The sequence below is a fragment of the Sorangium sp. So ce295 genome (assembly GCF_051527405.1).
In the GTDB taxonomy this organism is placed as follows: domain Bacteria; phylum Myxococcota_A; class Polyangia; order Polyangiales; family Polyangiaceae; genus Sorangium; species Sorangium cellulosum_B.
The window spans coordinates 3,931,903-3,946,979 of the sequence record NZ_CP150324.1 but is presented as its reverse complement, the minus strand read 5'-3'; the positions used below and the strand labels follow the sequence as shown (position 1 = coordinate 3,946,979).

General features: G+C 70.8%; 11 protein-coding genes. 4 read left to right on the top strand and 7 right to left on the bottom strand.

Annotated features, from left to right (window positions below):
• Positions 1-73 precede the first annotated feature (73 nt).
• The 3 genes from WMF11_RS15065 to WMF11_RS15055 form a co-directional block, all read right to left on the bottom strand.
• Positions 74-889, bottom strand: a complete 816-nt coding sequence (locus WMF11_RS15065) for a hypothetical protein (RefSeq protein WP_437977943.1) — start codon at positions 887-889, stop codon at positions 74-76.
• Positions 889-1,143, bottom strand: coding sequence for a hypothetical protein (locus WMF11_RS15060; RefSeq protein ID WP_437909068.1), 255 nt, complete (start codon positions 1,141-1,143; stop codon positions 889-891). The genes WMF11_RS15065 and WMF11_RS15060 overlap by 1 nt, the downstream gene beginning before the upstream one ends.
• A 153-nt stretch (positions 1,144-1,296) precedes the next feature.
• Entirely contained in the window at positions 1,297-2,229 is a 933-nt protein-coding gene (locus tag WMF11_RS15055) for a PAS domain S-box protein (protein ID WP_437977942.1), read from the bottom strand.
• Positions 2,230-2,758: 529 nt separating this feature from the next.
• On the opposite strand from WMF11_RS15055, the gene WMF11_RS15050 reads away from it, so the two are divergent.
• Complete coding sequence (locus tag WMF11_RS15050; protein ID WP_437909066.1) at positions 2,759-4,333, top strand: hypothetical protein; 1,575 nt, start codon at positions 2,759-2,761, stop codon at positions 4,331-4,333.
• Between the two features lie 232 nt (positions 4,334-4,565).
• Here the strand turns inward: WMF11_RS15050 and WMF11_RS15045 are convergent, their stop codons facing one another.
• The 4 genes from WMF11_RS15045 to WMF11_RS15030 all read right to left on the bottom strand — a co-directional run bounded on the left by WMF11_RS15045 (position 4,566) and on the right by WMF11_RS15030 (position 10,956).
• A complete protein-coding gene (locus tag WMF11_RS15045; RefSeq protein ID WP_437977941.1) occupies positions 4,566-6,407 on the bottom strand; it encodes a glycoside hydrolase family 43 protein in 1,842 nt (613 codons plus the stop codon).
• A gap of 366 nt (positions 6,408-6,773) precedes the next feature.
• Positions 6,774-8,171 carry a sigma-54-dependent transcriptional regulator gene (locus WMF11_RS15040; RefSeq protein WP_437977940.1) on the bottom strand — a complete coding sequence of 466 codons (1,398 nt, stop codon included), beginning with the start codon at positions 8,169-8,171 and terminating at the stop codon, positions 6,774-6,776.
• A 239-nt stretch (positions 8,172-8,410) separates the two neighbouring features.
• Entirely contained in the window at positions 8,411-9,817 is a 1,407-nt protein-coding gene (locus WMF11_RS15035; protein ID WP_437977939.1) for an SGNH/GDSL hydrolase family protein, read from the bottom strand.
• Positions 9,818-10,395: 578 nt separating this feature from the next.
• Positions 10,396-10,956: a hypothetical protein gene (locus WMF11_RS15030; protein ID WP_437977938.1), complete on the bottom strand. Its 561-nt coding sequence runs from the start codon at positions 10,954-10,956 to the stop codon at positions 10,396-10,398.
• A 273-nt stretch (positions 10,957-11,229) separates the two neighbouring features.
• Here WMF11_RS15030 and WMF11_RS15025 point away from each other — a divergent pair, with 273 nt between their 5' ends.
• The 3 genes from WMF11_RS15025 to WMF11_RS15015 are packed head-to-tail and all read left to right on the top strand — an operon-like array spanning position 11,230 to position 15,022.
• Complete coding sequence (locus WMF11_RS15025) at positions 11,230-12,048, top strand: class I SAM-dependent methyltransferase (RefSeq protein WP_437977937.1); 819 nt, start codon at positions 11,230-11,232, stop codon at positions 12,046-12,048.
• Positions 12,041-12,700, top strand: a complete 660-nt coding sequence (locus WMF11_RS15020; protein WP_012235320.1) for a class I SAM-dependent methyltransferase — start codon at positions 12,041-12,043, stop codon at positions 12,698-12,700. The genes WMF11_RS15025 and WMF11_RS15020 overlap by 8 nt, the downstream gene beginning before the upstream one ends.
• 24 nt (positions 12,701-12,724) lie before the next feature.
• The gene (locus WMF11_RS15015; RefSeq protein WP_437977936.1) at positions 12,725-15,022 is read left to right on the top strand and encodes a hypothetical protein; all 2,298 of its coding nucleotides are present in this window, start codon (positions 12,725-12,727) and stop codon (positions 15,020-15,022) included.
• Positions 15,023-15,077: the final 55 nt, after the last annotated feature.

The window sequence follows — 15,077 nt, the reverse complement described above, 5'->3', positions numbered from 1 at the left end:
CGCCACACCCTGACCGTGCCATCGCGCGCCGCCGGGGCGTCCTGTGACCTGTGCAACCACCGCACCACCGTCGTCAGTCGGTGATCGTCTCGTATTGAAGCATCATCCCGCACGCCGCCGCGAAGTACCCGAGGAGCAACATCATGTCCACGCCTGGCCCGAACGCGGTCACCTTCGCCGAGGAGAAGAACGCGAACAGGATGTCTCCCACGGCCATGAGCGCGCAGCCCGCGAGCAGCCATCCCCAGATGGCCCACACCTTGCCGCCGCGGAAGGCGCGCGCGATCCGCAGCATCACCAGCGCGGGGACGAGCGCGATCAGATCGAGGATGGGATAGGCGATGTTGATGAGCCGCTCGCCGAGCGGCACCGGCGCGCGCGCGATCGGGGCGAGCAGGGGATAACCGATGATCACCATCGCCGCCGCCGCGCCCGCGGCGATGCCGAGGTGCTCGCGCGCGCCGCCGACGGGGAAGCCGGACGCGCGGTACACGAAGACGAAGCGCACCGACGCGGCGATCAACAGCGCATATCCCAGGAGGAACGCGGCGTCCGCGATGGACGGCAGCGGCGCGGGCGCGCGCGCGACGAGCGGGTAGTACACGAGCCCGACCTGGCCCAGGGTGAAGAGCGCGAGCCACGCGCCGAGCAGGAACCACGGGCCGCGCGCCGGGTTGTCGCGCTCGAGGCGCGCGGCGCTGCGCAGGCCGAACACGGCGGCGACCGCGAGGCACGCGAGCCGCACGAGCGGACCCACGGTGTCGACGACCGACGTCGGGAGGAGCCGCTCGGAGAGCTCGGCGGACTGGGGCAGCAGGCGCGGGACGTACACCGCGCACACGATCGTCACCACCACCGGCGCCACGCGGCGAACGGGGACGCGCGTCATCAAGCCCCTCCCTGCGCCCCGATCGCGGCGCGCGCCTCGTCGAGGATCCGCTGGGCCTTGTCGCGCCCGACGAACACGCCGAGCCCCGGCGCGACCGCGTCGAGCAAGCGCTCCACGTCGGCAGGGGAGAGGCGCCCGTGCTTGAACTCGAGCTTGTCCGCCTGGCTGCGCACGGCCGCGCGCGCCATGTTCTCGCCGAGGTACGGCGCGAGCACGTCCACCAGCTTCTTGATGACCTCGTCCGCCGGAAGCATCGCCCTCAGCAGCGACGCGCCATGGCGGCCGGAAGCTCGCCCTGGCGGACGACGTGGATGGTCATAAGGCAGATCGCGCCGCGCGAGGGGGTCAACGAGGCAGAGGACGCGCCCGCGGGCCGCTTCACATGCTCCGTGACGATCTCCGAGAGCTCATCGAGCTGCCCGCTCGCGGGCCGGCGCTCGAGAGCCGCGGTGTTCGCGCCGCAGCGCAAAGGCGATACCCTCCTTCAGGGTTTGAAGCGTCACGAGGTCGCCGAGGCCGACGCCCTGTTCGATCAACGACTGCGCGATCCGCGGCTGGATGCCGGTGAGCACCGCCTGGGCGCCGAGGAGCTTCACCGCCTTGGCCAGCCGGATCATCGCGTCGGCCACCTGGGCGTCGAAGACCCCCACACCGGTGATATCCACGACCACCGTCCTGGCGTTGTACGTGGTGACCCCCTGGAGGAGGGTCTCGAGCGCCGCCGCGGCGCGGGCGGCGTCCAGGAAGCCGACCAGCGGCATCGCGATGACCTGATCCGCCACCGGCATGAGCGGGGTCGATAGCTCACGAACCAGCTGCTCGAGCTCGCGGTTGAGGCGCCTCACCTCGTCCTCCGCCCGCCGGCGCTCGGTGACATCGACTCCGATGGACTGGAACTCGGCGTGCAGCCCCTCATCACCGACCGGGGCGCGGTTGGTCCACTGTAGCCAGCGGACCGATCCGTCCGGGCACAGGACCCGGTGCTCGGTGTGGAGGATGGGGTTCTCGGGGCCGACGGTCGCGAACTGCTTCTCTAGTAACCGCTGGTCCTCCTCGGGGATGAGTGGTGTGAAGCGATGGCCGACCAGCTCCTCCGGCGTCTTGTCGAAGAATCGGCAGTAGACCTCGTTGACGAAGGTCAGCGTGCCATCCGGCCGGAAACGGCAAATGAGCTCGGTCTGGCCCTCGACGATGGTCCGGAACCGCGCCTCGCTCGCCCGCAGGGCGGTCTCCACGCGCCGCCTCTCGGCGAGCTCCCGCTCGAGCTCGGCATTGCGCCGCCGGAGCATCTCCAGCTCCGCGCCCGCTGCAACACCACCATTCACATGGCTCTCGTTCATGGTCCCGTGCTCCCCCGAAGCGCCGGTACGCACAGCAGCGCCCCGCTCGGCCAGGCTATCAAAGGCGCAGCCGTCCGGGGTCAACTTCGGATGAGGTCGCTCGCTGCGTCCAGCATCGCTGGCCTGCGGAGCTCGCCTTCCCATGGAGCCCCCTTGATCTCGCAGGTCAGCGGAAGGGTCGGGCAGGAGCGGGCAATTTATGGCCTCACTGAACGGGACCAACCATCGATACAGCTTCACTTTTCCAAGAGGAAGGCAGATGGCGCACGGAACCCTCGTCACCTGGGGTGATCGGGGATCACCCTTGACTTATTAAAAACTCTTTACTTTCCCTCTCCCCGCGGCTCATCCAACGACGGCGATGACGTTGTGGAGCAAATTTACACCCGCTTCTCTGCTCGGAAGCCTCGTGCTACGCAAATGACACCGGCGGTCGGCCGATGCTCCCTCTGGCGTCTAGCTCAGCGGCTGCGCGGAAGCATGCATCCGGCACCCAGCGGTCCGGCATCCAGCGGTAACGAGGAGCACCATGCGAATCAACGATCAGGCAGGTCCGTCCACCGTGTCATTGGGCAAGATGTCTCAACGCACGTTCGGTTTCCTCTCGTGCGTCACGGCCTTGCTGCTGGGCGCCTGTGGCGGCGAAGATCCCGAGGTCGGGGGCTCTGGTGGAGCAGGCGGCGGCGTGTCGTCCACCTCCACCACGACCTCCTCGTTGACCGGCACCAGCGCCGGCCCCGGCAGCAGCAGCGCCGGCGCGGGCGACCCCTCCAGCGCCGCCGCGACAACGGGCTCCTCCTCGTCGAGCGGAGATCCCGCCGGTGGCACCGGCGGCTCGAGCGGGACGGGCGACACGCACCCGAAGGATCATTGCGTGGATGGTTACGATCCCCATCCCAGCGACGCGACGATGAAGGACGGCGCCGCGGAGTTCGTGAAGAACAACCAGATCGATCTCACGGTCCAGCCGGAGGTCATCTCCTGGATGGAGCAGAACGAATGGCAAGCCGCCCACTTCGAGTGGCACAGCATCCGGCGCTGCAATGGCGGCATGGGCATGAGCAGGGTCAATATCTGCAGGTCGGCGGTCCCGGTCCCGGCGGACCAGGAGTGCAAGAGCACGGGCGACGGCTTCCAGTTCCTCGCCATGCACCGGCACATGATCCAGTCGCTGAAGCAGCTCTGGCCGAAGCACTCGGAGCAGTTCGAGGGCTTCAAGAAGTTCCCCACGACGGCGGAGGAGGTGCCCCAGCAGTGGAGATCGGACTTCAGGGCCTGGAGCGCGACGACGCTCGCCAACGCGAAGATCGGCGACGAGATCGACAAGCCGGAGAACCTGAGCCGCTTCCCGGACGAGGGCGCGCTCGGTATGTGGCTCCAGTGCTTCGCCGGCCAGGCCATCCCCGGCACCAGCCTGCAGGCCAGCGGCCTTCACGGGGATCTCCACTTCAAGTGGGTGCGCCCCCAGAACACCGATCACGGCCTCGGCAACCAGTTCACGAACATCGACAACTACATGTTCTGGAAGCTGCACGGCTGGATCGACAACGTCTGGGAGAAGTACCGTGTCGCCAAGGGCATGTCGCCCACCGACCAGAAGCTGAAGGACGCGGTGGCCGCCCAGTGCTACGAGATGGACGCGATCGCTCAGGTCATCAATCCTGACCTGAAGCCGGATACGGATCCGGGAAACCCCCTGCCCGAGGAGTCCGGCGTGTTCCACGAGACCATCCGTCCGATCTTCGAGAGCGCGATCCACAAGTGCAGCGGTTGCCACGCCGCGCCGTCGACCGGTCCCGCAGCAGGCCTGTCGCTCGGCGGCGACATCAGCTCGACGGACATCGTCGCGGGCCTCGTCAACAAGACCGCCAAGGGCGGTGGGCAGTTCAAGCTCATCGTCCCGGGAAATCCGGACCAGAGCTGGCTCTACCTCAAGGTCGCAGGGACGGCCGCGAGCGCCGGATGCAGGCCTTCCGCCGGCGGCACCTGCCAGACGGGCGTCATGCCGCAAGCCGCGGACGGCAAGCCGAGCGTGACGAGCGCCGAGCTCGCGTCCCTCCGCCAGTGGATCCAGAGCGGCGCGCCCGCGCCGACGAAGAACTAGACTCGCCCCGCTCCGCCTCCCCCACGGCCCGCTCGCCCCTGCGCAGGAGCGGCCCGAGGGAGCCAACCGCCCGTCGAGGCACGCCTCTCCATCGTCATCGAAGAACGCCGCCGGCCCGACGCCACCCCGTGCGGTGCGCGAGCCGGCGGGCGCGGCGGCGCGTCCCGGAGCGGGCCCCTGGGGCTCTCGCTCTCGGTCACGCCGATGACGATGCAGGCGACCAGCTCGCATCTTACGGCTTGGTTACCTCGAAGGACGCGACGTTCACCGAGCCGCCCAGGGACTGCGTGGCGTAGTTGAAGATGCCGAACCGGTAGCCGAGGAAGTACTGCCAGTTCTTGTTCATGTTGAGCGTGTTGCCCAGGTTGGTGAACCGGGCGCCGTCCGTGCTGTAGGAGAAGCGCGCTTGCGCGCCGCCGTTGTCCGTGCGGACGTTGGCCTCCACGCGCAGCCAGATCTTGTTGCCCGACACGTCGGCGCCCGCCGCCTCGGTGCCCTTGCCCGTCGTGGCCCAGGAGGTGTTCATGTTGACGCCGTTGGTCATCACGACGCGCGCTGCCCCGTTGGTCTTCTTGACGCCGATCCACGCCGACACGTCGCGCAGGGCAGCGAGGCCGGCGACGTCGCCGTTCTGCATCTTGCTATAGTCGAGCTCGATCGTCGCGATCGAGACGGGTCCTTCGATACGGCGCGTCAGCGTGTTTCGAGCGGCGTACAGATCGTCGGTCACCGTCGCGGTCTGCAGGGTCAGCCCGGCCCCGGACGACCACTTGGTGCGGTCGGGGTTGTGGTTCCACTCCCACTCGGGGCGCAGGGTCGCCTCCGCGAAGGTGTCCTTGGTCACAGGCGGCTTCACCCGGTTCGATCCGCAGGGCAGGTTCGGGAAGGGGTACGTACCTCCCCACTTGCCGTCCACCAGGGTGAGCGAGGGCCAGCCGTCGGCCCAGGTCATCGGGGCCATCACCGGGATGCGACCCGCCGGGTACGAGTCGTTGAACCCGAGGTAGTACCAGTCGCCGTTCTGCGTCTGGACGACGCCGCCCTGGTGCGGGGCGCCGCCGGAGCCCGGAGCGCCGGCGTAGGGCAGCTTGACCGCGAAGGGCCGCAGCTCGTAGGGACCGAAGGGCCCGCTCGTCGAACGAAGCACGTACTCACCGTTCGCGTATTGCGTGGTGAAGATGTAGTAATTCCCATCCTTCTTGATGAAGCGAGAGCCCTCCAGCGGTCCGGAGAGGTTGCCCGGCGTCTGGAACACCGTCTGACTCTTGACCTGGCTGAAGCCGTCTGCGCTCAGCTGCGCCACGCTGATCGTGTTGTTTCCGGAGGCCACGTACATGGTGTCGTCGTCGTCGATCAACAGCCCCATGTCGTAGTAGCAGCCGCCCTTGTGCTTCTCCCAGGGACCTTCGGGGGACTTGGCCGTGAAGACCCAGCCGCCTCCCTTGTTGTGCATGCAGCCCATCCAGTAGAAGGTCTTGTTGCTCTCCCGGTACTGGAGCGTGGAAGCCCAGATGCCGTTCACATAGGATCGACCCCCGTTCAGGTCGTACGACGGGTCGACGTCGAGCAGCGGAACGGAGTGGGAGACGTACTCCCAGTGGACGAGATCGTAGGAGCGGAGCAGGGGCGCTCCAGGCGAATGGTGGAACGTGGACGCCGTGTAGTAGTAGGTGTCGCCCACGCGAATGACCTCCAGATCGGGGAGGTCTTGCCAGATGAGAGGATTGGAGTAGGTCTCGGGGCAGACGGCGGGGGCGCCGCCGCCGTCGCCGCCGTCGCCGCCACCTCCGCCGGTGCCGGGGTCAGCGCCCCCGGACGCGGCGGAGCTTCCGCTGGCGCTCGTCGAACCGCCGCTCGTCGTTTGCCCGTCGCTCCCGCCCGAGGCGCTGCTGCTCGAAACGCCCGTTCCAGGGCCGGTCGTCGCGCCTGTGGCGCCGCCGCCGCCATCACCGTCGCCCACCTGCGACTCCCCGCTACAACTTGCGACGAGGGCGAGGAGACAGACAGCAGACGCCGTACCGCCTGCGCGTCGGTTGAGAGAGCGGGTGTTGGTAGTTCGGGAAGGAAGGTGCATGGTGATGGCCTGATAAGAGGTGTCAGCGAGAGCGCGCGGCACGCGGCTGTCAGAAAAAGAAAAACGAACGCGTCGAGGCGACGCTGCTCCTCGATCGTGACGACCCGGCGTGGTCGCGCGGTCGCCGTCCAGAAGCATTCGCCCGAATCTCTCGGGAAAATTCACAGGGAGGCAGGGAGACGGGGAGTAAAATTCCACCGATCTCCCCGTCTCCCCGCCTCCCTGTTCAAATTTCCGCGAAGAGCAAACCCAGGGGAGGCGTTGTCAGGTCACCGCCCTGCCCGAGCGTGCCTGAGTCAATTGTGAACGTTCACATTCGACGAGTCAAACAAAAATTGACGAGGGCACGCCGCCGTCGACGGAGGCTCAGGAGCGCGGCCGGGGGATCCCGAGCCGCTGCCGCCGCTCCCACAGCGCCTTGCGGCTGATGCCGAGGCGGCGGGCGATCTCGGTCTCCGTCAGCTCGTGCTGGTGCTCGAGGACGAAGCGGCGGAAATAACCCTCGAGAGAGTCGGACGGGGGCTCTCCCTCGTGCGCGTCCGCGAGAGGCGCGGGCGAAGGCGGTTGAGGGGGCGCGTCGAGCCCGAGCAGCTCCAGCCCGATCTCGCTCGCATCGGCGAGCACCATCGCGCGGTGAACGGCGTTCTCCAGCTCCCGGATGTTGCCCGGCCAGGGGGCCGCCGCGATGGCGGCGCGCGCCTCCGGCGTCAGCGTGAGCGGCGCGCGGCCCATCGCCCACGCGCGCCGCCGGAGCAGCGACTCCGCGAGGCGCACCGCATCGCCCGGCCGCTCGCGCAGCGGCGGGAGGCGGATCTCGAGGACCCGCAGCCGGAAGTAGAGATCGCTCATGAACGATCCGTCGCGCACCATCGCCACGAGATCTCGGCGCGTCGCCGCGATGAGGCGCACGTCGACGCGCCGGGCGCGGGTCGCGCCCACGCGCCGCACCTCGCCCGTCTGGAGGAAGCGGAGGAGCCGCGCCTGGACCTTCGGCGGCAGCTCGGCGATCTCGTCGAGCAGCAGCGTCCCGCCCTCCGCGGCCTCGCAGAGCCCCGCGCGGGCGGAGATCGCGCCGGGGACGGCGCCGCGCTCGTATCCGAAGAGCTCCCCCTCGATCTGCCCCTCGGGGATGGCCGCGCAGTGGACCGGGACGAACGCCAGCTGCCGGCGCGGGCTCAACCGGTGCACGGCGCGGGCGAGCGTCTCCTTGCCCGTGCCGCTCTCGCCGAGGACGAGCAGCGTCGCCTCGCTCGGGGCGACCTTGCGCACCCGCGCGAACACCTCGCGCATGGCCGCAGAGCCGCCGACCATGCCCTCGAGCTCGTCGTCTTCAGAGGTAGGCGGCAGGGGCGGCGCGGACGGCGCGGGCACCGAAGCGCCCGGCGCGACGTCGGGGAGCGCGCTCCGCGCAGGCCGCGCGCCGGGGAGGTGATGGTCGAGGAGGGCGACGAGCTCGGCATGATCGAACGGCTTCGACAGGTAATCCGCAGCGCCGCGCTTCACGGCGTCCACGGCCGCCTTCACCGTGGCGTAGCTCGTCATGAGCACGACCGGCGCGCCGCCGCACTGCCCGACGAGCGCGGTGCCCGGCGCGCCCGGCAGACGCACGTCGGCCAGCACCAGATCGAACGCGCGCAGATCGTGATCCGCCGAGGCATCCTCGACCGACCCCGCCTCGATGACGTCGTGCCCGTGACGGACGAGCAGCCGCCGGAGCTCCGTCCGGATGACGACCTCGTCCTCGACCAGCAGGATCCGGCTCACGGCGCCACCTCGAGCCCGCGCATGAGACAAGGCTACTCAGGACCGGTGCGGCTGAATACGTGAGGACGCATAGCGCAACGCGTTAACACTGGCGGCTCAGTTGTCCAGGTTACTGATCGCAGCGCCATGCGAGGGCCGAGGCGCGTTCTCCGCCGGAGGAGCGGGTGGTCTTCGCCGGGCGCGCGGCAGCTCGGAGCTCCGCGCGCCCGATCGGGCGCCCTCCACGAGCGGCGTCCGCTCTACTTGGGCTGGGGGACGAACAGCAAGAGGTCGACGGCGTTCGCCAACGCCTCCAGGCCGGTCGGGTTGAAGTGCAGCCCGTCATCCTGGTAGTCAAGGTCAGCCTTCAGCTTGGTCGGATCGCTAGGGTCGACGACCGCCGGCTCGAAATCGATGACCTTGTCGAACTTGCCGCTCATGCGGATCCAGGTGTTGACCGTCTGGCGGGTCGTCTCGCGGGCTGCGGAGAAGTACCCGGTGCCGAGCGGCGTGATGGGCGCTCCATAAACGAGCATCCCTTTCTCCTTCGCCTTGGTGATGAACTCGCCATAGGCCGCGATCAGGTTCTCGGCGACGGGCGGCTGGCTGTCGGTGCCGATGTCGTTCACGCCGATGAACGTGATCAGCCATTTCGCGCCGCGCTGGTCCAGGACGTCACGCTGGAAGCGGGCCTTGGCGGTCGGCCCGAGCCCGCCGGTGAGCACGTTGCCCCCGCCGATGCCGAGGTTCAGCACGGCGACCTGCTGGGTCCCCTGATTGGACCGCAGCCGGCGAGACAGGAAGTCCGGCCAGCGGGTGTTCCCGTCCGTGTCCGAGCCGCGGCCATCGGTGATCGAATCCCCCAGGATGACGACCGCCGCCGCCTCGGGAGCCGCATCGACGTCGAGGCCCGTGATGTAGTACCAGTGAGGGGTGGACACAGGGGAGGTCAGGTTCGCCGCCGAGACCCCGTTGCCGGTCTGGATATACGAGTTGGTCCGCGAGCCGGGGTGCCCGGTGATCCCGGCCGGCACGGCGCCGAACTTGATGGTCACCGCCATCTTGGTGTTGGGCTTGATGGTGTACTCGATCGGATCGGAGAAGACCGTCTTGCCCACCGCGATGGTCACCGCATCGGCCCCGGCAAACTTCAGGGCATGGTCGGTGGCCACGTTGATGCCGTCAGCGGTCGTCGACTCCGCGATGTGGACCGACTCCATGGTCACCGGCCCGTCGCCATACTCGTTCGAGAGCAGCAGCCGCACGCCCTTGCCGCCGATCGACGTATAGATCACCTGGCGCAGCGTGTTGTTGGCCAGGCCCGGCGCGGGCGGGTTGTTGTTGGGCTCGGTCAGCTGCGGGCCGGTCGTCCACGTCCCGACCCAGTGCGCCTCCGCCGCGCCGCCGGCGCCGCCACCGCCGCCGTCGCCGCCACCGCCCGTGGCCCCGCCGCCGCCGGTGGCGCCAGCGCCGCCCCCGCCGGTGTCGCCCCCGCCGGTGTCGCCGCCGCCAGCGCCGCCGCCGCCGGAGGCATCACCCCCGCCGGAGCTCGCCGCGCTGCTCGAGCTGGACGACGAGCTCGACGTGCTGCTGGATGTCGTGGTGTCCGTGTCATCGCCGCAGCCGGCGACAGCCAAAAACAGAAGAGCACAAAGTATTCTTCGCATGGTCCTCGACGCTCGAAAGATTGCTGTGTTCGCGATCGTTCGAATAGCCCCTCGGCGCACCGCCCCCGCCGACCAGCAGCTCCTTCAGCGCATTCGAACTTTCGATTTTTTTGATTTCAGCGGATAGCGCGCCGGTTCGCTCGTGCGCGCAGCGTCGCCCGGATCGAGCCCCGATCGATCGAAGAGCTCATCAGGATGGCTGCGCTGCCCACCGTCGATGTCCGGAGGCGCGCGGGAGAACGCGGACTGATGCCATGTCCCTCACACGCGCCATCGAGTGTGTCACACGAGGGGTCGAACTACTACTCGGTTCATCGCCGGGAGGACGCCCGGGGCGCGCCGTCCGGCCACGTGGCGTTACGTTCGGTAACGCTTCGATGCGCTCGCGTTACGTTCGGTAACACCCGGCGCAACGCGTCGTAGGGGCGCTTCGACCCGTGGCGCGAGGCCGCCGTGGGTCGCGCGGGCGGCGCTCCGGCCAGGCCGGCGCCCACCGCCGAGCAGGTCGCAAGAGCACCGCGTCACGGGACCGGCTGCGATGGCATTCGCGCCGGCTGGGCGCCGGCTGGGTCGACGGGTCAGCGGCGCTCCATGCACTCGCTCACCCGGGCAAGCACCGCTCCGTGATTGAACTCGTCGAACCTTCGGCGCTCGCAGATGCCCTGGTCGCTGCTGCACCGCCTGGCTACCCGAACGCCGCTACTGAGGTCGCTCACGTCGTAGCACACCGCGACGTCCTGCGATGCGCACGAGTCGTGGCAGTCGAGTGGTAGGGATTCGCACCGCTCGCGGAGTCTCAGCTGGCACCCGTCGCTCGAAGAGAAGCACTCCTGAGACTGTCGGCCGCAGAACCAGGGAGGGTCAACGGATCGCGCGACCGGTTCCCGACCGCACCGGAAGCGGAGCCGGAATACGATGCCGCGCTCCGTCCTCATGCCCGTTCCCTCGTTGGAGGACAGCACGGTATAGCCCTCCGGACATGCCTCGCGGGCTCTCTCCTGCGCCTTGGCGATCGTGTCCTTCTCCGTGGCGAAGAAGATCCCTTTGGCCTCCACGACGAGGCCGGCGTCGGTCGACTCGATGACGTACGCGTATGTCTGCCCGCTCGACGCACAGCCGGCCATCGACATCGCCGCCATCACACGCAACCACATGCGTGCCAGGCTATCGACGCGCGTTCTTCGCTGCAAGGCGGCCGTACGCCACCCAACCAGGCAGCTCATCGGCGTCTTGATGGCGACCGGCGTGCCGGTGCCGGCGGTGTCCGATGGTAGGATGCGGCGCATGTCCCTGCCCCACCTCGATCCCGGAGCGCTCAAGGCCATCGTCGAGTCCCCCGATGAGCCACACCCGACCGAAGCGGTCCGCGCGCAGCGGCGCTCGTTGCGCCTCGACGCGTGATGCGCGCTCCCATGGACCGAGAGTGGCCGCTCGACGCGGACGACTTCTCTGCCTACTACGCCTTCGCGCCCGCGGCGCTCGCCATCCGCGAGTGCGTGCGGCTGCGCGCCGTGCGCGAGCTCGATCTGCCGGAGCCGCTGCTCGACGTCGGCTGCGGCGACGGCCTGTTCGCGCGCCTGGCCTACCCGGACAAGCAGGCGTGGGGCATCGACATCAACCCGACCGAGGTGCAGCGCGCGCAGCGGACCGCGTCGTACCGCACGCTCATCTGCGGCAACATCGTCAACGTCCACCTGCCCGAGGGGTTCTTCGGCAGCGCCATCGCCAACTGCAGCCTCGAGCACGTGCCCGATCTCCACGGGGCCCTCGTGAACATCCGGCGCGCGCTCAGGCCCGGGGCGCGGTTCGTGCTCATCGTGCCCACGCCCGACTGGACGTACCAGCTCGCCCTGCCCGAGGCGCTCCGCTCCGTGGGCCTGGTCGGCCTCTCGCGCGCGTACGGCGACGCGCTCGACCGGGTGTTCTCGCACGTCCACCTCTACGACGAGGCGGGCTGGCGCGATCACCTCGCGCGCGCGGGCTTCAACCTCGTGGAGACGCGCCCCATCGCGGGCCGGCCGACCTCGTGGGCGTTCGACTTCATGCTGTACCCGAGCTTGCTCGGCTACGTGATGCGCAAGCTCACCGGCCGCTGGATCGCCATGCCAGCGCTCCGCCCGCTCACCGTCGACGTGGCGCGCGCCGTGGTCAACGCGCTCGGGCGCCTCGCCCCGGGCGGCGACGCGGCCGCCGAGTACCTGCTCGTGGCGCAGGCGGGGCCCGATGGCTGAAACGGCGGCGCCGCCCGGGGACTACTTCTCGAACCACCGCCGCCGCGAGCGGTTCCCGTGGTCGCTCTACCACGGCGCGCTCACCCGCCCCCTCGCCCGCGCCATCGCCGCGCGCGGCCCGCGCCCGCGCGTGCTCCTCGTCGGCTGCGGCCTCGAAGGGGAGATCCCCGGCGCGCCGCCCGCGACAGAGCTCTACGGCTGCGATCTCGACGCGCGCGCCATCGAGGCGTGCCGGCGCCTCTACCCGGCGCGCGCGGAGCGCTTCGCCGTCTGTCCGGGGCCGTACGAGCTCCCGACGGGCGGAGGGTTCGACGGGCCGTTCGACGTCGTGCTCGCGAAGGAGGTCGTCGAGCACACCCTCGATCCGTCGCGCTGGGCGCGCGGGCTCTCGGCGCGCCTCGCGCCGGGCGGCGCGCTGCTGCTCACGACCCCGAACTACGGCCGCCTGTCGACGCTGCCGCTCCTCGAGGCCACGGTGCTCGAGTGGATCGCGCGCCGCGACGGCTTCTCGCGCAAGCACATCCACCCGAGCAAGTTCGACGAGCGCAGCCTGGCGGCGCTCGACGTCGGGGAGCGGATGCGGCTCGTGTCGGTGCGGCGCACGCTCACCGGCTGGTCGCTCCTCGGCACCTGGCAACGCGCCCCGGGCTGACCCGGGCGACGGCGAGCTCTGTCGATGCTCTACCTCCTGCTCGCGCTCGGCGTCCTCGTCCTCCGGCTGGCCGAGCTCCGCGCCGGCGCGGCCGCCGGGCCCGCCGCGCCCTCGCCGGCCGTAGCCGCCGCGCCCTCGCAGGCCGTAGCCGCCGCGCCCGGGCCCGCGCCGCGCCTCGCCTGGCTCGCCGCCGCCGCGGCGGTGGCGGTGGCGCTCCTGCCCGCGCTGCGCGACGCGCCCGCGCTCGCCGGGCCCGGCGCCGCGCTGTCGAAGGACACGATCTCGCACCTCGCCATCGCGTACGACATCGCGACGAGCGGCCTGCCGCACGGGTGGATCGCCACGAACAACGGCGGCTTCCCGGTCGCGCTGCACTACCCGCCGGTCGGCTGGCTGCTCGTGGCGGCGCTGATCCGCCTCGGCGTCGCGCCGGTGGTCGCGGTGAAGGGGCTCGGCTTCGCCGCTTTCGCGGGGGCCCCGCTGGTCGTCCTCGCCGCGGCCCGCGCGGTGGGCGCGCGGCCCGCGTCGGCCGCCGCCGGCGCGGTGGCGCTCGCGTGGGTCGCTCCGTACGTGCAGTTCGCCGGCGGGTGGCCGTCGTTCTTCCTCCTCGGGCTGCTCTCGCAGATCCTGGTCATCCCCCTCGTCATCGCGTGGGCAGCCGCGGTGATCCGCCCCGCCCGCTTCGAGCTCGGGCCGGCGCTCGCCGCCGCCTGCGCGGCGACGCACCCGCAAGTCTTCACGGTGAGCGCCGCCGTCCTGGGCGCGGCCGCGATCGCCGCGTGGGACCGGCGGCTGTGCGCGCGCGTGCTCCGCTCGCTCGCCGGCGGCGGCCTTGTCGCGGCCGCGCTCTACGGCCCCGGCATCGCGTCGATGGCCGCGCCCTTCGGGTGGCCTGCAGGCCTCGGCTGGCGGCACATCGGCTTCGGGCCCGAGCGCGTGCTGCCGTGGATGCTCGATGGCGATCTGCTCGACTTCGCGCACGCCCCGGTGATCGGCTCCGCGTGGATCGCCGCCTGCTTCCTGCACGCGACGCGCCTCCGGGCCCCCGCGTCGCGGGCCGTCCTCGCGGCGTCGGCGGTCGCGCTGCTCCTGTCGATGAGCGGCGGCTGGATCGCCGGCGCAGGCCCGCTCGGCCGCGCGATGCTCTCGCTGTTCCAGCCGATGCGCGCCCTCGCCCTCCTGCCGCTCGTCGCGGCCGCGGCCATCCTCAGCGCGCTCGACCTCGCGGCGGCGGCGCTCGCGCGCATCGGCGCCGCGCTGGCAGCGCGGGGCGCGCGCCGCTCGCGCCCCGCGCTCGCCGGGCTCCTGCCTGCCGCGCTCGCCGCGGTCCTACCGGCCGCGCTCGCGCTCGTCGCGGCCCTCGAGATCCCCGCCCGCGCGGCCGATCTCCACGTCCTTGCAGAGAAGCAGGCCGCGCTCGTCGCGTCGCGCCGCTGCCCGCCGCCCGCCGAGGGCTTCAATCCCGAGCTCATCGCCCGCTGGCTCGCCGAGGCGCCGCACGGCCGCGCGAGCTACGCCGTCGAGGACGAGTTCGCGACCTGCTCGATGATGCACGCCGCCGATCTCCGCCGCGCGGTCCCGATGGCCTTCTCGACCGGCGCGGGCGCGCATGTGGGCGTTCACGCGGCGGCCTTCCTGAAGGTGGCGCCCGAGCGCCCCGGGAGCGCCGCGCGCGCGGAGGCGCTCGGCATCCGCACGCTCATCCACCTGACAACGCAGCGGCCGGGGCCGCCCGAGGCGTGGGCGCTCGTGGACAGGCGCAGCGAGGTCGAGCTGTCCCGGCGGGTGGGCGGCACGGACTACGTGGGGCTCGGGTGCGTGCGCGAGGTGTGGCGCGGGCGGGAGGCGGATCTGCTCGCGGCGCTCTTCGAGCACCTGGAGCAGCCGCGCACCGTGCTCGACACGCCTGGCGAGCTCGTGGCGCTGGAGGCGGCCCGCGGCCCGCTGGAGCGCGTGGCCGTGGCGGACGACGGCTGCGACGCGGCCCGCGCCAGCGTGCGCGAGGCGCCGCGCGAGCCGGGCGCGTACGAGGCGATTGTCGACGCCGAGGCGCCGGTCGACGTGGTCTTCCGCGCCACGGCGTACAGCGGCTGGCGCGTGCGGGACGGCGGGGTCGAGCTGGCCACGAGGCGCGTCGCCCCGGGCTTCTTCGCGGTGCGCGTCGGGCCCGGCCGGCATCACCTGGAGGCGGTGGTGGCGCTGCCGCGGTTTTACCTGCCGGCGCTCGCGCTCGCGTGCGGGGCCGCGCTCGCGCTGGGGGCGCCGCGGCTCCGGCGGCCGATCTTTCGCCGTGGCCGGCTCCCGGTCACCGTGCACCGGTGACTGTATGGCTCTGACGGAGGAGTGATAGAAACGGACACGCCGGGCAGCGGGGAGC